Genomic DNA, 16676 nt, shown 5'->3' on the forward strand with positions numbered 1-16676 from the left:
CGGAATACGGAGTGCACCCCGCCCGGTCCGCGGCGATCACTTCGCCAGCGCGGTCTCGACCGAGACGGCTGTGAACAGCGGCTCGCCGTGGGCGAGGGGGCCGGATGCTGCGTCGGCGAGGTTCGGGTAGAGCTCGCCGTTGGTGATGATCACCGGCGTGGTCAGGTCGTACCCGGCGCGCTCGATCGCGTCGCCGTCGAACTCGACGAGCAGATCGCCGGCCTTCACGTCCTGCCCGGTCGTGACCTTGACGTCGAAGTGCTCGCCGGCCAGCCGAACCGTGTCGATGCCGATGTGGATCAGCAGCTCGGCGCCGTCGGCATGACGCAGTCCGATCGCGTGGCCCGTCGGGAACGCGGCGGCGATCACGCCGTCGAACGGGGCGTAGACGGCACCCGAGCGCGGCTTGATGGCCACACCGTCGCCCAGGCTCCCCTCGGCGAACGCGGCGTCGGGCGTCTCGCTCAGCGGGACGACCGTTCCGTCGAGCGGGCTGAGGACGATGACGTCGTTGCCGGATGCGGCAGCCGTCGCCACCGCGGGAGCGGCGGTCTCCTCGGGCTCGCGGAAGCCGACGATCGCCGTCAGCAGGAACGGCACGACGATCGCGACCGCGAGTCCGATGACCAGCATCACCATGTTGCCGTTGCCGAACAGGGCCGGGAGGGCCAGGCCCGAGGGCACGACGAATGCGGTCGAGAACACGCCGCCGAGCGAGATCAGCGCACCGCCGATGACACCGCCGACGATGCCGAACGCGAAGGGGCGCTTGAGCGGCAGGTTGATGCCGTAGATCGCGGGCTCGGTGATGCCGGCGAGGAAGCCCGAGAGGGTCGCGGGCGCGGCGAGCGACTTCAGGTTCTTGTTGCGGGCGCGCACCCAGACACCGGCGACGGCGGCGGCCTGTGCGAGAACGGCGGCGAACACGGGGCCGATGAGGAGGATCTGACCGGTGGTCTGGTACTCGAGCGTGAACAGCGGGACGAGGCCCCAGTGCAGACCGAAGATGACGAAGACCTGCCAGAAGCCGCCCATGATGGCGCCGCCGGCCCACGGAGCGTTCTCGAAGACCCAGCCGATGCCGTTGCCGAGCGCGCCGCTGAGGATCGCGGAGATCGGCCCGATGACGACGAAGACGATCGGCACGGCGATGAGCACGACGATCATGGGGGTGACGAAGCGGCGGACGGCGCCGGGGAGCTTCGCGTAGAGGAACTTCTCGGCGTGGCTCTGCAGCCAGACGATCACGATGATCGGGATGACGCTCGAGACGTAGGTCACCATCGTGAAGGGGATGCCGAAGAACGTCAGGCCCTCCGCGCCGACGAGCGGCGTGATGGTCGGGTAGAGCAGGGCCGCCGCGATGGCGAAGGCCGTGAACTCGTTCGCCTTGAAGTAGCGTGCGGCGGTGAAGGCCAGTGCCATCGGGAGGAAGTTGATGAGGCCGTCCGACAGGGCGTTCAGCACCGCATAGGTGGAGTTGTCGGTGCCGATCCACCCGAAGGTGACGGCCGCGGCGAGGAACGCCTTCAGCAGGCCGGTGCCCGCGAGCGCCCACAGCAGCGGGGTGAAGATCGACGAGATCATCTTGATGAAGCGGTTGAAGAGGTTTCCCTTCGGGCCCTCGTCGACCGCGGAATCGTCCTGACCGCCGCCGAACTTCGAGATCTTGCCGATCTCGGCGTAGACCTCGGGCACGTCGTTGCCGATGACGACCTGGTACTGGCCGCCCGCGCGGGCGACCGTCACGACACCGGGAACGCCCTTGACGGCGGCTTCGTTCGCCTTCGACTCGTCCTTCAGGACGAAGCGCAGTCGGGTCGCGCAGTGCACGAGTGAGCGTACGTTCTCCTCGCCGCCGACGCCCGTGAGGACCCCGGCCGCGGTCTTCGAGTAATCCATCGGGACTGCTCGCTTTCTGCCGCAGCTTCGCGGCTTTCGGGTGGGGGAGAGCCGCCGCATCCTGTTTTCGGGCAACAAAAAAACCTGAACTCGTTCACCGCTCGAAGAAGCGATGTGAGTTCAGGTTTTGCCCGCTGCCGCGGTAACAATCCGGAGACTTCCACAGGGCTGCAGCGCCCTGCGCCGGTCACTCTAACACGGGTGGCGGGGTCGCGCCAGGATCGGCACCGCGCGGGGCGGCCGGCGCCACCTGGTTCGCGAGCCGCTCGACGTGGACGATGACGTAGAGCAGCTCCTCGTCGGTGAGCTCGGACTCGGTCGCCGCCCGGACGTACGCCTTGACCTCCTGCGCGATCGCGTACGACCGCGGGTAGCTGTGCTTCGCGAACTCGAAGAACGAGGTGTCGGCGCTGCGCAGCATCGTCTTCGAGACGAGCCGCTGCAGCAGGAACTGGATGTGGAGGATGAACCGCGCGTAGTCGGGGCTGTCGACGTCGAGCTTCACCCCGAGCCCGTTCTCGACCGTGAGGACGACGTGCTGCAGCCGGCGGAAGAGCAGCGCTGCGGTGCCGTTGGGCTCATCGCGCGTGGCGTTGAGGAGGTGCATGGTGAGGAAGACCGCTTCCTCCGCGGGCAGCGGCCGGCCGAGCGAGTCGGCGATCGCGGTCGCCATCCGCTGCGCCGCCGAGAATTCGTGAGGATGCAGGACCCGGAGCTCGGGCATGTTCGTCGCCGGAATCCGGATGCCGCCGTCGAGCCGCTCGAGGACGAACTGGATGTGGTCGATGACCGCCATCGTGAAGTGGCGGTCGAGGTGATGCCCGAGGCGGCGCTCGGCCTCGTCGACGGCTCGGGTGACGGCCTCGATCACCGGGTAGGGCACGTCGGTGAGGAGCTGCCGTTCGCGATCGCCCTGATCGCCGGCATCCAGGATGAAGGTCTTCTCGACCTTGTCGGGGTCGAGCGCGTCGTCGGGCTTCAGCTGGAAGCCGAGTCCTCGGCCCATCAGCACGCGCTCGCGGCCCTGTTCGTCGAGGGTGATGACGACGTTGTTGTTCAGCACCTTGTGGACGACGGTGCCGCGCGGCGGCGGAGCGTCGGCGGTCGGCATGGGTGCAGTCTAGGCGGGCCGCGTGAGCGGGATAGCGTGGTGCGGTGACCGCGAGAACGCCCCCGTGCCCGAGCTGAGCGTCCTCGCCTGGTCGCTGCTGGCGCTCGGCGCCGTGGTGATCGGGCTGTCGAAGGCGGCCCTTCCGGGCGCCGGCACGATCGCCGTCGCGCTGTTCGCCGCGGCCCTGCCGGCGAAGCAGTCGACCGGCACGATCCTGCTCCTGCTCATCGTCGGCGACCTCTTCGCTCTGTGGGCCTATCGCCGGCACGCCGATCTGCGCGTGCTCGTCCGCCTCATCCCCGCGGTGGTGGCCGGACTGCTGCTGGGTGTCGTCTTTCTGGCGTTCTCGTCCGACGCCGTCGTCCGCCGCGTGATCGCCGTCATCCTGCTGGTCGTCATCGCCGTCACCCTCTGGCGCCGACGCGCCGGCGCCGCGCTGCCGACCGACGGGGCGACGCGGCCTCATCCGGTCGTCGCCGCGGTCTACGGCGGACTCGGCGGCTTCACGACGATGGTCGCGAACGCGGCCGGGCCGATCATGTCGATGTACTTCCTGGCGCTGCGCTTCCCGGTCCAGGCCTTCCTCGGCACGGCCGCCTGGTTCTTCGCGATCGTGAACGTGGCGAAGATCCCGTTCTCGGTCGGCCTCGGCCTCATCACCCCGTCGGGGCTCGTGATCGTCGCTGTGCTCGTGCCGCTGGTGATCGGCGGCGCCCTCGCCGGTCGTGCCATCGCGACGCGCATCCCGCAGCGTCTGTTCGAGCGGCTCGTGATCGTCCTCACGATCATCGGTGCGCTGTACCTGCTGCTGCCGCTCTGACGAGCGCCCGGCGGGCGCCGGAGCGTGGCCGGCCCACGGGCGGGCTCACGCTCCTCAGCCCTCGCGCAGACGGCCCCGGTAACCTGGAGACCATGACCGATACACCTCCCGTCCGCGGGACCGCTTCCGCCGTGCGCTCCACCCAGCCGCGTCAGATGCAGCCGCGCCAGGTGCGTCCGGCGACCGAGGGCTGGTCGCAGCAGAAGGACGAGTCGGGTCGTCCGCTGCTGCAGTTCGCGAGTCCGAAGCGCGGCAAGCCGCCCGTGCACCTCGCCGATCTCACACCCGAGCAGCGCGTCGCGAAGGTGAAGGAGCTCGGCATGCCGGGCTTCCGCGCGAAGCAGCTCGAGAAGCACTACTTCACGCACTTCACCTCGGACGCCGCCCAGATGACGGACCTGCCGGCCGCGGGCCGCGACGAGCTCGTCGCCGGGATGCTGCCGCCGCTGCTGACGGAGGTGCGCCGCCTCGAGACCGACCGCGGCGACACGATCAAGTTCCTGTGGAAGCTCCACGACGGCGCCCTCGTCGAGTCGGTGCTCATGCGCTACACCGGCCGCATCACGCTGTGCGTCTCGAGCCAGGCGGGATGCGGCATGAACTGCCCGTTCTGCGCGACCGGCCAGGCCGGGCTCACCCGCAACATGTCGGCGGCCGAGATCGTCGAGCAGGTCGTGCGAGCCAACCGTCTCATCGCCGACGGCGGCCTCGGCGACCCGCGAAAGGTCGGCCACGAGGGCGAGCGCGTCACGAACATCGTCTTCATGGGCATGGGGGAGCCGCTCGCCAACTACGCCCGCGTCATGCAGGCGGTGCGCACGATGGTCGACAAGGACCACGGCATCGGCATGAGCGCGCGGGGCATCACGGTGTCGACCGTCGGACTCGTGCCGGCCATCCAGAAGCTGACGAAGGAGGACATCCCGGTCACCTTCGCCCTCTCGCTGCACGCCCCCGACGACACTCTCCGCGACGAGCTCATCCCGGTGAACTCGCGCTGGAAGGTCGACGAGGCCCTCGATGCCGCCAAGGCGTACTTCGATGAGACGGGCCGTCGCGTGTCGATCGAGTACGCCCTCATCAAGGACATGAACGACCACGCGTGGCGGGCCGACCTCCTCGCCGAGAAGCTCAACGCGCGCGGCCGCGGCTGGGTCCACGTCAACCCGATCCCGCTCAACCCCACGCCGGGGTCGATCTGGACATCGTCCGAGCCGGAGGTGCAGGACGAGTTCGTGCGGCGCCTGAACGAGGCCGGCATCCCGACGACCCTCCGCGACACCCGCGGCAAGGAGATCGACGGCGCCTGCGGTCAGCTCGTCGCGACCGAGGACGACGAACGCGCCGCGGACACCGTTCCCGCTCCCTGATCCCCGTATCGGATGGATCGGCTGTGAGGCCGCCCCGCGGGCTCCCTCCGGCGGTAGCGTTTTCGCATGGAGTATCGCTACCTCGGCAACAGTGGATTCAAAGTCTCGGAGATCACCTACGGAAACTGGGTGACCCACGCATCGCAGGTTGAGAACGACGCGGCGATCGCGACCGTTCACAAGGCGCTCGACCTCGGCATCACCACCTTCGACACGGCCGACGCCTACGCCAACACCGCGGCCGAGGAGGTGCTCGCCGAGGCGCTGAAGGGCCAGCGCCGCGAGAGCCTCGAGATCTTCACGAAGGTGTACTTCCCGATCGGGCCCAAGGGGCCGAACGACCACGGCCTGTCGCGCAAGCACATCATGGACGGCATCAACGGGTCGCTCCGTCGTCTGAACGTCGACTACGTCGACCTGTTCCAGGCCCACCGCTACGACCACGAGACCCCGCTCGAAGAGACGATGCAGGCCTTCGCCGACATCGTCCGCCAGGGCAAGGCGCTCTACATCGGCGTGAGCGAGTGGACCGCCGAGCAGCTGCGCGAGGGCCACGCCCTCGCCACGAAGCTCGGCTTCCAGCTCATCTCGAACCAGCCGCAGTACTCGGCGCTGTGGCGCGTCATCGAGGGCAAGGTCGTGCCGGCCTCGGAGGAGCTCGGCATCTCGCAGATCGTCTGGTCGCCGATGGCGCAGGGTGTGCTCTCGGGCAAGTACCTGCCCGGACAGCAGGCACCCGCGGGTTCGCGTGCCACCGACGAGAAGAGCGGCGCGCAGTTCATCCAGAACTTCCTCCGCGACGAGACGCTCGAGGCCGTGCAGAAGCTGAAGCCGGTCGCCGAGCAGGCGGGTCTCACGATGCCTCAGCTCGCGATCGCGTGGGTGCTGCAGAACTCGAACGTCGCCGCAGCGCTCGTCGGAGCATCCCGCCCCGAGCAGCTCGAGGACTCGGTGAAGGCATCGGGCGTCACGCTCGGCGACGACACGCTGCGCGCGATCGACGAGGCGCTGCTGCCGGTCGCCGTCACCGACCCCGAGAACACGTACTCGGTGTCGCCGAAGGCGCGCCTGGTCTGAGACGCCGGACCGCGGGCCCGGAACCGACATGGCGACGACGAGCGCCGGCATCCTGCTGTACCGCCTGACCACGGACGGCGGGGTGTCGGTGCTCGTCGCCCACATGGGAGGGCCGTACTGGGCGTCGAAGGACGAGGACGCCTGGTCGATCGTGAAGGGCGAGTTCGAGGCGGCGAGCGAGGCGGCGCTGGATGCTGCGAAGCGCGAGTTCGGCGAAGAGCTGGGGCTCGAGCCTCCCGCCGCGGACTACGCCGAGCTCGGCACCTTCGCGTACTCCTCGGGCAAGCGCGTCACCGTCTTCGTCGCGGACGGAACCGGGTTCGACACGGACGGCGCGACGTTCGGCGAGTTCGAGATGGAATGGCCGCCGCGGTCGGGGCGCACGGCATCCTTCCCCGAGGTCGATCGCGTCGAGTGGGTCGCTCTGGCGAGGGCTCGGGATCTGATCGTGAAGGGTCAGCGACCGGCGCTCGACCGGCTCGAGGAGCTCATGGGCGACCTCCGGGCGGAAACCGCCCGCTGAGCCCGAGCCCGCCGCCGCGACCGAGTCGCCCGCGAGGGTCAGCGCTTCTTCTTCGGAGCCTCCGACACGTCGAGCTTGTCGTGCAGCCCGCCGAGCGACGACCACGCGCTGGCCGTGCCCTTCGCGGCGTGCTCGGCGCCGCGCACGGCGCGCTCGTCCGCCCACTCGTTGAGCACGTGGCCCCGGTGGCCGCGCACGTGCTCGAGCACGACGTCGGGCATACCGCGGCCGCGCCGCTCGTCGCGGACGGCGATGAGCTGCTCGAGGATGTCGCGGTTCTTCGTCGGGGCGCCGGTCGAGGTCTTCCAGCCGCGCCGGCGGTGGCCGTCCATCCACGACGCGTAGGTGTCGATCGCGTACTTCGAATCGGCCTGCACGACGAGCTCGCGGACGTCGGGGTGGTCTTCGATCGCCTTGAGGAGGCCCAGCAGCTCGCCGATGTTGTTCGTGCCCTGCGGCAGGGCGCCGGCGGCCCAATGGCCGTCCTCGCCGACCCAGGCCCAGCCCGTTGGTCCGGGATTGCCCTTGCAGGCGCCGTCGGTGGCCACGGTGTAACGCTCGGAACTCACTCGGGCAAGGGTACCGGGCGGTCGTCGTCGCTCGAGGCGGAAACGCAGCGGGGCCCGGATGCCGCAGCATCCGGGCCCCGCGAAGATCGGGCGACGCGGGTCAGCTCACCCGGCGACGACGCGCGCCCACGAGCACGCCCCCGGCCACGAGGGCGAGTCCCGCCGCCAGGGCGATGCCCATCGGCAGCGCCCCACCGCTGTTCGCGAGCTGTCCGGTCGGCGCCGCGGCGGTGACCGTGACGCCCACCTCGATGGGTGCGAGCGCGCCGGAGGTGATCACGAGGCGATGGGCGCCGACGGCGAAGTCGCGCGGGATCGATACGGTGAACGACAGGCGTCCGTTCGCGTCGGCGGCGGGGATGCCCGAGACGACGAGCGGCTCGCTGAACAGCGTCGCGTCGATCCGCTGACCGGGCTCGAGGCCCGATACGGTCGCCGTCAGGCTCCCGCCCTGCGCGACGGTCGACGAGCCGAGGGCGACGAGCGCCCAGGGCTGCGCCGGCTCGCCGGCGCCCGGGCCCCCGCCGGGGTTCTCACCGGGGTTCTCTCCCTCGCCGGGCTCGCCCTCACCGGGGTTCTCGCCCGGCGCGCCGGGCCCGGGGAAGCCGGGCTGCTCGACCGGCGGCTGCGCACCCACGAGGTAGGCGCGGCCGAGCGGAGCGGGTGCGACCGGTCCGACCGCCGCGAAGAACTCCACGGTCGCCTGGAGGTCGACCTGGCCCGAGTCGGCCACGCCCGTGCCCGTCGCCAAGGAGGCGAAGTTGTCGCCCCCGCCCGCGAGGAACGAATTGGTGACGACGCGGATCTTCGTGGTCGTGTCCTCCGGCGCCAGCTGCTCGCCGTTCAGCTGCATCGAGCGGATGTGCTGGCCGCGAGAGGCCGCGGGGTCGTACTCGAAGGTGAATCCCTTCGACACGCCCAGGGCGAGCTTCGCGCGCGACGCGCCGTCGGGCTGCCACTGCTCCTCGAGCGCCTGCTTGATCTGCGCGGGCGTGAGCTCGAGGGTGACGAGCGTGTTGGCGAAGGGCTGCACGTTGGCCACCTCGCGGTACGACATCGCACCCCCGTCCGTGCCGTACAGGAGGTCGGCGCGGAGGCCGCCCGGGTTCATGAACGCGACCTCGGCCTTCTGACCGCCGTAGTTCGGGTTCTGCGTCGTCGCCCACAGGTACACGTCGGCGACGGTGTTGCCGAGCGTCGAGTGGATGCCGCGGTCCTCCGACCCCGAGGCGGTCTTGCCGCGCAGGATGTCGGCGGTGATGGTGCCGACCTGCACCCTGCCCTTCTCTTCCGCGACGGTGACCGCTCGGTCGACGACGGCCTTCGTGTCCGCCTGCGGGTACGCGATGTACTGGCCCAGCGTCTGGTTGTACAGCGAGACGGTGCCGCCGGTGATGGACTCGAGCTCACCGGCATCCGTCAGCTCGATGTCGAGCGTGCCGAGCGTCGTGCCGTACTGGTGGGCCTGGATGACCGGACGGCCGCCGATCTCGCACGCGTACTTCTGGTGCGTGTGGGCGGAGACGATCGCGTCGATGTCGGCCGACGCGCCGCGCACGATGTCGCCGAAATCGCCCGACTCGGTCGCGATCGCTGCGCAGTCCGATCCCGCCGACCCCTCGTGCGAGAGCAGGACGACGACGGCCGCGCCCTCCTTCTTCGCCGCCGCGGCGGCCTCGTTCGCGGAGGCGACCTGGTCGCGGAACTCGATGCCCGCGATGCCCTGCGGGCTCACCATGCCGGCCGTCTGCTCGGTCACGGTGCCGACGAAGGCGACCCTCGTGCCGTCGACCTCCTTGATCGTGTACGGCTTCAGGGCGTGCTCGTCCGTTCCCGCCACGTACACGTTCGCGCCGAGGGCGAAATCGCTGAACGCGTCGGCGTTCTCGTCGCCCTCGAAGCGCGGGATGACCCGGTCGGTGAGGTCGGCGAAGCCGCGGTCGAACTCGTGGTTGCCCACGGCGCTGACGTCGAGGCCGGCGGTCTTCAGCGCGTCGATCGTCGGGTTGTCGTCGTCGATGAACGACTCGAACGCCGAGGCGCCGATGTTGTCTCCGGCCGAGACGAAGAGGGTGTTCTCGTTCTGCTGGCGGTACTTCTCGATCGCGCCGGCGAGCACCGAGGCTCCGGCGACGCCGTTCGATTCCTGCACGAGGCGGCCGTGGAAGTCGTTGATCGTGAGCACCTGGATGTCGGGCTGCGTGGCGGGTGCGCCGCCGACGAGCCGGTCGATCGCGTAGACGGTCGTCGTACCCGAGACCTCGCTGCCGGTCACGAGCAGCGGCTGGCCCGTGGGAGAGCGCTGCGCACCGATGAACTGGACGCCCTCGGGCCCGAGGTCGCCGGCTTCGGGGGTGCCCGGCTTCGCGCTGAAGTCGCGGTTGTTCACGTAGGTGACGTAGGACGCCGCCGTCGGGTCGGTGATGTCGTAGACCATCACGCCGCCGACGCGCTCGAACACGATGAACGCGTAGGTGCGGTCGTCGATCGTCCCGATCGCGACGTTCTCGGGCTCGGGCCCCTTGTCGTCGCTGCGGCCCTTCAGGTTCGCCTCGGAGTGGTTGGAGTTGAAGTACTGGGGTGCGACGCGCGCGAGGATGCGCTCGAACTGGTCGCCGGAGTCGAAGACGCGCGTGCCGTCGGTGCCCCAGATCGAGAAGGAGCGACCGCCGAAGGCGTAGAGCTCGCCGTAGCAGGGGGTGCCGTCGGGGCCGGTGCGCAGGCCCTCCTCGATCGAGACGTTGAGGCGTCCGAGGTCGTTGTCGCCGAGCTGAGTGGCGAGCTCGGAGTCGGCGCAGACGGGGGCGAGTCCGTCCTTGCCGAGGTCCTTCACGCGAGCGGGCTCCTCGTAGTCGCCCCATTCGCGTGCGTCGCCCTCGTTCGCGGTCACGAGGTAGGTTGCGGTCTTTCCGGCCACGGCGGCGGAGTAGGACGCGATGCCGTCGGGCATGGGGATGCCCTTGACGCCCGGATGCGGCTTGATGTCGATCACGCCGCCGCGGTCGCTCGCGTCGAAGCCGTTGCCGGCGAGGCCGTGATCCGTGAAGCGGAGCGGGAGGATCGAGGTCACCTCGGCCCTCGGCAGGTCGATGACCGCGATGGCGTTCGCCTCCTGCAGGGCCGCGTAGGCGGTCGTGCCGTCGACGGTGATGTACTCCGGCTCGAGGTTGCGGCTCACGCGGTTGGCGCTGAGCGGCTTGTCGCCCTGGTCGGGCGCGGCCACGTCGGGGCCGAATACGCGGACGTTGTCGTGCAGCTTCTTGGCGCCGTCCTCCTCGAACGCACCGAAGCCGGCGATCCTGACCGCGGACTGCGCCGGCGCGCTGACGGTCTTCGGCAGGGTCACGATGCCGATCGAACCCTCGGGGTCGACCGAGAAGTCGCCCGCGGGCTCGCCTTCGTTGGCGACGACAGCGTAGGCGCCGTCCTTCGAGATGGTGACCATGTCGGGCAGCGCGCCGACGGTGACCGCGCCCAGGCGCGCGCGCTGCGGGGCGTCGGCGTTGGCGTCGAAGAAGACGAGCGAACCGTTCGCGGTCTTGTCGTCCGCTTCGAACGCGATGACGCCGAGTCCGTCGTCGCGGATGGCGAGCGAGTTGGCCGTTCCGGTGTCGGCGAGCGAGAAGAGCTCGGTCGGCTCAGTCGGGTCGCTGTTGTCGAGCACCGTGACCGAGCCGGCCTGGGCGTTCACGACGTAGAGGCGATCGCGGTAGGACTGCACGATCTCAGCAGCCGACTCGTCGAAGACGCCGGTGTCGTGGCTGCCGATGGGGGTCAGCTTCAGGGCGGCGCCGGCAGCGGCGTCGGAGATGGGGCTCGGCACGACCGCGGCCGACGCCGCGGCGAGCGGCGTCAGCGCGAGCGTGCAGGTCAACGCGGCCGTGGCGACGGCGGCGACCGTGCGGGGAACCGTGCGGTTCCGGGCAGGCGAAGGCATGGGTGTCCTCTGATCGGGTGAACGGGTGCCCGTCGTGTGTACCGCCGCCGGGTGGCCGGACGGTGAACCACGGGGATCCGATCGGGGTCGCCGATGAGGACTGAGGGCGCGCGGAACCGAGGTGAGCTGCCTGCGGGAGGTCGAGATGCGGCATCCCGAACCGCCGGAGTGCGGATCGCCTCCGCTGCGCGGGCGAGGCCGGACGCGGGTCAGCGGGTGAAGCGGACCTCGGTCAGCGTCTCGCCGAGGAACGGCTCGGTGTGGGTCGCGCCGTCGAGCGCGAAGCCGTTGCGCTCGTAGAACCGGTGCGCACGAGGATTGTCCTCGGCCACCCAGAGGTAGAGCTCCTCGTCCTTCTCGACGGCGGCGTCGAACAGGCGCTGGCCGATGCCGGTGCCGTGCCACGCATCGAGCAGGTAGATGAAGTAGAGCTCGCGCAGGCGCGGGGCGTCACGATCGCGAGCCGGTCCCGAGCCCACGAAGCCGACGATCTCGCCGCGGACGAGAGCCGCGTGCATCCGGAAATCCGGCCCCTGCGCCGCCCAGTGGGTCCACAGCTCGGCGAGGCGACGGGGCGAGACGCTCTGCAGCGCAGCGGAGCTGATGAGGTGGTCGTAGGTCTCGTGCCAGCAGGTGGCGTGGACGCGACCCAGGGCTTCGGCGTCGACGTCCCGCACCGGACGGACGACGATGTCGGTCTGCAGTTCGGGTTCCATGGCCAGACTCTACGCGCGGCCGACGATGGCAAGAAATCGAGCCGACGGCCTTCGCACGTGGTGCTAGGGTCGGGTCCCGACACGGGGTGCCCGCATCCGCGAGCTGAGATCAGACCCGTCGAACCTGCTCCGGTTAACACCGGCGAAGGGATGTCGTATGCGCTCCGTCGTACCCACCGCTCGAGACCCCCGCGAGGCGCTGACAGCGCTGCGCGCGGCAAGCCCCCTCACTCACTGCCTCACCAACAACGTCGTCAGCGGGTTCACGGCGAACGTGCTGCTGGCCCTCGGCGCCAGCCCTGCGATGGTCGACATCGAGGGGGAGGCCGGCATCTTCGCGGGCATCGCCGACGGCGTCCTGGTGAACCTCGGCACGCCGTCTCCCGAGCAGCGCGCCTGTGCACGCGAGATCGTCGCGGCGACCGACCGCTGGGTGCTCGACCCGGTCGCCGTCGGCTCACTGCCGGTACGCACGGCGCTCGCCGCCGAACTCGTCGCCGCCGGTCCCGCGATCATCCGCGGCAACGCCTCCGAGATCCGCGCGCTCGCCGGTCACAGTGCCGGTGGGCGCGGCGTCGACAGCACGGATGCCGCGGACGCGGCGTCCGAGGCGGCGTCCGAGCTCGCCGGCGAGACCGGTGCCGTGGTCGCGGTCTCGGGCGAGGTCGACCTCATCGTCGGAGCAGGCCGAACCGTGCGGATCCCCGGCGGTGACCCCCTCCTGACCCGCGTCACCGGCGGCGGGTGCGCGCTCGGCGCCACGATGGCCGCCTTCCTCGGGGTCTGCGATCCCTTCTCGGCAGCCGTCGCCGCCTCGGTCGTGCACGGGCGGGCCGCGGAGCGCGCGGCATCCCTCGCCTCGGGGCCGGGATCGTTCGCGGTCGCGTTCCTCGACGCGCTTGCCGCCCTGTCGCCCGAGGAGCACGACGACGCGGTGCTCGACGCGGAGCCGATCGGCGCCGAGCGATGACGGTGAGGGACCGCGACCACGACCTCGCGCTGCATCTCGTCACCGACGACCGCATCGAGTTCGACGTGCTCGTCGGGGTCGTCGACCGCGCCATCGCGGGCGGGGCCACGATCGTCCAGCTCCGCGACAAGCGTGCGACGGCGCGCGAGCTGCTCGAGCGCGTGATCGCCCTCACCGACGTGGTCGACGGCCGCGTGCCCGTCGTCGTCGACGACCGTCTCGACGTCGTGCTGGCTGCACGCGACGCCGGTGCGCGGGTCGACGGGGTGCACCTCGGGCAGAGCGACATCCCGCCTCTCGCCGCGCGCCGTCTCCTGGGCCGCGACGCGATCGTCGGCTGGACGGCGAACGAGCCCGCGCACCTCGCCGCTGCCGCCGCAATGCCGTCGGGCACGCTCGACTACCTCGGTGTCGGTGTCATCCGGCCCACCACGACCAAGCCCGACCATCCGCCGGCGCTCGGGATCGACGGGTTCGCGCGCCTTGCGGCGGCGACGGCGCTGCCGTGCGTCGCGATCGGGGGAGTCGCGCCCGGAGACGTCGCTCCGCTGCGCGCGGCGGGTGCCGCCGGCGTCGCCGTCGTGTCGGCGATCTGCGGCGCGATGGATCCGGCCGCGGCCGCGCGGTCGTTCCGAACGGCGGCGCCGGCCGCGGAGGTGCTCCGATGACGGCCCCGAGCGCCCCGCACGGGGTCGCCGACCGCAGCCAGGCGCGGGCGAGCGCTGCTCCCGAGACAGGCGATCCTGCCGAGGCAGGACGATCCGGGGGCGAACGTCCTGCCTCGGCAGGACCGCCTGCGTCGACGGGTACCCCGGGCGCCCCGCACGCGGTCGCCGGCCGCGGCGAGATCCGGCCGCGCGCGATCCCGCGGGTGCTGAGCATCGCGGGGACCGACCCCGCCGGCGGGGCCGGCATCCACGCCGACCTGAAGACGATCGCGGCTCTCGGCGGCTACGGCATGGCGGCGGTCACCGCGCTCGTCGCCCAGAACACGCGCGGCGTGCGCTCGGTGCACGTGCCGCCGCCGGCGTTCCTGCGCGAGCAGCTCGACGCCGTGAGCGACGACGTCGAGGTCGACGCCGTCAAGCTCGGGATGCTGCATTCCGCCCCGCTGATCGACGTCGTCGACGCGTGGCTGGCCGACCACGAGGTCGGGATCGTCGTCCTCGACCCGGTCATGGTCGCCACCAGCGGCGACCGTCTGCTCGACGCCGATGCCGAGGCGGCGATCCGTCGCCTGTGCGCGCGGGTCGATCTGGTGACCCCCAACCTGCCCGAGCTCGCCGTCCTCGCGGATGGGCCGGTGGCACCGGACTGGGAGACCGCGGTGACCCAGGCGCGGGGGCTCGCCGCAGCATCCGGCACGCTCGTGCTGCTCAAGGGCGGGCATCTCGACGGCGCCGACTGCCCCGACGCGCTCGTCTCGGATGCCGGGATCGTCGCCCGCTTCGACGGGCGACGCCTGGCCTCGACGAACACGCACGGCACCGGCTGCTCCCTGTCGTCGGCGATGGCGACGCTCCGCGCGGCAGGCCTCGCCTGGCCGGACGCGCTGGAACGTGCGAAGACGTGGCTCGCCGGGGCGATCGTCGCGGGCGCGGCGCTCGAGGTGGGGCGCGGGAACGGGCCGGTCGATCACCAGCACGAGCAGCGGGCGGATGCCGCGGCAGTCGCCTCGGCCGGGGCGGCCTTCTCACGCGACGCGTGGGACGCCTCCGCCGACGTGCGCGCCGCCGTCGACGCGTGCGCATTCGTGCGCGGGTTGCGCGACGGCGACCTCTCGAGCGCGTCGTTCGACTGGTACCTGGCCCAGGATGCCGCGTATCTGGTCGAGTACGCACGCGTCCTCGCGCGGGCCAGCGCGCTCGCGCCCGACCCCGCCGACCAGGTCTTCTGGGCGCGCTCGGCGGCCTCGTCGATCGCGGTCGAGGCCGAGCTGCACCGCTCGCGGGTGGGCTCGGCGCTGCCGGAGCCGGCGCCGGCGACGCTCTCGTACACCGACCACCTCCACGCGGCGGCGTCGCGCGGGTCGTACGGCGAGCTCGTCGCCGCGCTGCTGCCGTGCTTCTGGCTCTACTCCGACCTCGGCGCGAGCCTCGCGGCGGCGAGTCACCCGGCGCATCCGTACCGTGACTGGCTCGAGACCTACGCCGATCCGGAGTTCGCCGAGGCCACCGCGACCGCCGTCGACATCGCCGACCGTGCCGCGGCATCCGCCGGCGCGGTCGAACGCGAGCGCATGCGCACGGCTTTCGCCCGCTCGATGGCGCACGAGCTCGCCTTCTTCGAGGCGCCGACCGCGACCGCCGGACGGTGGGAAATCGTCGCCAGATGCGCCATCGCGGGGTGTGAGGCGACCGGTGGCGCCGGGTTTGAGGGGCGGCGAGGGGCGGCGCGGGGCAGCGTGGCGTGAAGTCGTCGCCAGATGCGCCATCGCGGGGTGTGAGGCGACCGGTGGCGCCGGGTTCGCGGGCGGGGGGCGGGTGGCGACCGCGGCGGCGCCTGCGCCGGGGCCTAGTCTGAGCAGATGCCGCACGAGCGATCCGGCCGCGCCACCATGAAGGACGTCGCCGCCCTGGCCGGGGTCTCGGCCAAGACGGTGTCGAACGTCGTGACGGGAACCGCCGTCGTCCGGCCCGAGACGCGTGAGAAGGTCGGCGCGGCCATGCGCGAGCTCGACTTCGTCCCCAATCTCAGCGCCCGCGGACTGCGCAACGGCCGGTCGGGCATCATCGCCCTGGCGTTGCCCGATCTCGCCACGGCCTTCTCGGCCGACATGCTCCACCACCTCGTGGAGGCCGCGCACGAACGCGGGTTCGCGGTTCAGATCGAGGAGACCGCGGCCTCGCCCGAGCGCGAGCGGGACCTGGTGTCGCGAGCCCGCACGCATCTCGTCGACGGCCTCATCCTGAATCCGATCCGCATCGAGGACAGCGTCATCGAGCGCGACGCACGGCTGCCGCCGATCGTCGTGATCGGCGAGGTCGAGCAGCACTCCACCGACCGCGTCCTCGTCGACAGCCGCGCGGGCGCGCGGGACGTGGTGGCGCACCTCATCGCACAGGGTGCGCGGCGCATCGCCGCCATCGGTGGCGACTCCCGCGCCGAGGGCGCGACCGCGACGAGCCGCCTGCGGCTGGCCGGGATGCACGACGCGCTCGCCGAGGCCGGGCTCGAGCCCGAGCCCGATCGCGAGGTCGACACGCTGCCGTGGAACATGTCCGCGGGAGCGCAGGGCGTGCGCGAGCTCCTCACCCGCGGCGCGGCCTTCGACGCGGTCTTCTGCTTCACCGATTCCCTCGCGGTCGGCGCCCTGAGCGCGCTGGCCGGCGCCGGCATCCGCGTGCCCGGTGACGTGCTCGTGTGCGGCTTCGACGACGTCGAGCTCGCCCGATACACGACCCCCGACCTCACGACGGTCTCGTTCGATCGCGCCGATTTCGCTCGGGCGACGATCGCCCTGCTCGAAGAGCGCATGGCGGATGCCGCCGCGCCGGTGCGCGCGGTCGCCGTGCCGCACCGCGTGGTCACCCGCTCGAGCACCACTCGCCACGGCTGAGGCCGCAGCCGACGGGGCTCACCCGACGGGGACTCTGCACGGCAGGGTCTTGCGCGGCGATTACATCGATGTAATGGTGGGACCACCTCGGATCGTCGGATCGTCGGATCGTCACAAGGGAG

At 71.3% G+C, this 16676-nt stretch carries 13 protein-coding genes and 1 riboswitch; of the genes, 8 read left to right on the plus strand and 5 right to left on the minus strand.

Annotated elements, in window-relative coordinates; all coding sequences use genetic code 11:
- Positions 1 to 36: 36 nt before the first annotated feature.
- Together F6B42_RS03360 and F6B42_RS03365 are read right to left on the minus strand one after the other, a co-directional pair.
- The gene (locus F6B42_RS03360) at positions 37 to 1902 is read right to left on the minus strand and encodes a beta-glucoside-specific PTS transporter subunit IIABC (protein ID WP_150418162.1); all 1866 of its coding nucleotides are present in this window, start codon (positions 1900 to 1902) and stop codon (positions 37 to 39) included.
- Between the two features lie 187 nt (positions 1903 to 2089).
- Entirely contained in the window at positions 2090 to 3013 is a 924-nt protein-coding gene (locus F6B42_RS03365) for a PRD domain-containing protein (RefSeq protein WP_150418163.1), read from the minus strand.
- A 22-nt stretch (positions 3014 to 3035) separates the two neighbouring features.
- On the opposite strand from F6B42_RS03365, the gene F6B42_RS03370 reads away from it, so the two are divergent.
- The 4 genes from F6B42_RS03370 (at position 3036) to F6B42_RS03385 (ending at position 6803) form a co-directional block, all read left to right on the plus strand.
- Positions 3036 to 3833 (plus strand): sulfite exporter TauE/SafE family protein, encoded by a 798-nt coding sequence (locus F6B42_RS03370; RefSeq protein ID WP_396652439.1) that lies wholly within the window; start codon positions 3036 to 3038, stop codon positions 3831 to 3833.
- 92 nt (positions 3834 to 3925) lie between these two features.
- Positions 3926 to 5203 carry a 23S rRNA (adenine(2503)-C(2))-methyltransferase RlmN gene (rlmN, locus tag F6B42_RS03375; RefSeq protein WP_396652440.1) on the plus strand — a complete coding sequence of 426 codons (1278 nt, stop codon included), beginning with the start codon at positions 3926 to 3928 and terminating at the stop codon, positions 5201 to 5203.
- 66 nt (positions 5204 to 5269) lie between these two features.
- Complete coding sequence (locus tag F6B42_RS03380) at positions 5270 to 6280, plus strand: aldo/keto reductase family protein (RefSeq protein WP_150418164.1); 1011 nt, start codon at positions 5270 to 5272, stop codon at positions 6278 to 6280.
- A gap of 28 nt (positions 6281 to 6308) precedes the next feature.
- A complete protein-coding gene (locus F6B42_RS03385) occupies positions 6309 to 6803 on the plus strand; it encodes an NUDIX domain-containing protein (protein WP_150418165.1) in 495 nt (164 codons plus the stop codon).
- Between the two features lie 38 nt (positions 6804 to 6841).
- On the opposite strand, the gene F6B42_RS03390 is transcribed toward F6B42_RS03385, so the two are convergent.
- The 3 genes from F6B42_RS03390 to F6B42_RS03400 all read right to left on the minus strand — a co-directional run bounded on the left by F6B42_RS03390 (position 6842) and on the right by F6B42_RS03400 (position 12025).
- The gene (locus tag F6B42_RS03390; RefSeq protein WP_150418166.1) at positions 6842 to 7372 is read right to left on the minus strand and encodes a ribonuclease H family protein; all 531 of its coding nucleotides are present in this window, start codon (positions 7370 to 7372) and stop codon (positions 6842 to 6844) included.
- A gap of 100 nt (positions 7373 to 7472) precedes the next feature.
- A complete protein-coding gene (locus tag F6B42_RS03395; protein WP_150418167.1) occupies positions 7473 to 11309 on the minus strand; it encodes a choice-of-anchor I family protein in 3837 nt (1278 codons plus the stop codon).
- Positions 11310 to 11518: 209 nt separating this feature from the next.
- On the minus strand, positions 11519 to 12025 hold the full coding sequence (locus F6B42_RS03400) for a GNAT family N-acetyltransferase (protein WP_150418168.1): 507 nt from the start codon (positions 12023 to 12025) through the stop codon (positions 11519 to 11521).
- Between the two features lie 72 nt (positions 12026 to 12097).
- Positions 12098 to 12193: riboswitch (TPP riboswitch) on the plus strand.
- Between F6B42_RS03400 and thiM the strand changes: the two genes are divergently transcribed.
- From thiM to F6B42_RS03420, 4 genes are all read left to right on the plus strand, one after another.
- Positions 12183 to 12995, plus strand: a complete 813-nt coding sequence (gene thiM / locus F6B42_RS03405) for a hydroxyethylthiazole kinase (protein ID WP_150418169.1) — start codon at positions 12183 to 12185, stop codon at positions 12993 to 12995. (Overlaps the previous riboswitch by 11 nt.)
- Entirely contained in the window at positions 12992 to 13663 is a 672-nt protein-coding gene (gene thiE, locus F6B42_RS03410; RefSeq protein ID WP_150418170.1) for a thiamine phosphate synthase, read from the plus strand. Before thiM ends, thiE begins: the two co-directional genes overlap by 4 nt.
- A gap of 203 nt (positions 13664 to 13866) precedes the next feature.
- Complete coding sequence (locus F6B42_RS03415) at positions 13867 to 15408, plus strand: bifunctional hydroxymethylpyrimidine kinase/phosphomethylpyrimidine kinase (RefSeq protein ID WP_396652441.1); 1542 nt, start codon at positions 13867 to 13869, stop codon at positions 15406 to 15408.
- Between the two features lie 114 nt (positions 15409 to 15522).
- Positions 15523 to 16554, plus strand: coding sequence for a LacI family DNA-binding transcriptional regulator (locus F6B42_RS03420; RefSeq protein WP_150418172.1), 1032 nt, complete (start codon positions 15523 to 15525; stop codon positions 16552 to 16554).
- The last annotated feature ends 122 nt before the right edge of the window (positions 16555 to 16676 follow it).

The organism is Microbacterium radiodurans, from assembly GCF_008710705.1.
Classification (GTDB): Bacteria; Actinomycetota; Actinomycetes; order Actinomycetales; family Microbacteriaceae; genus Microbacterium; species Microbacterium radiodurans.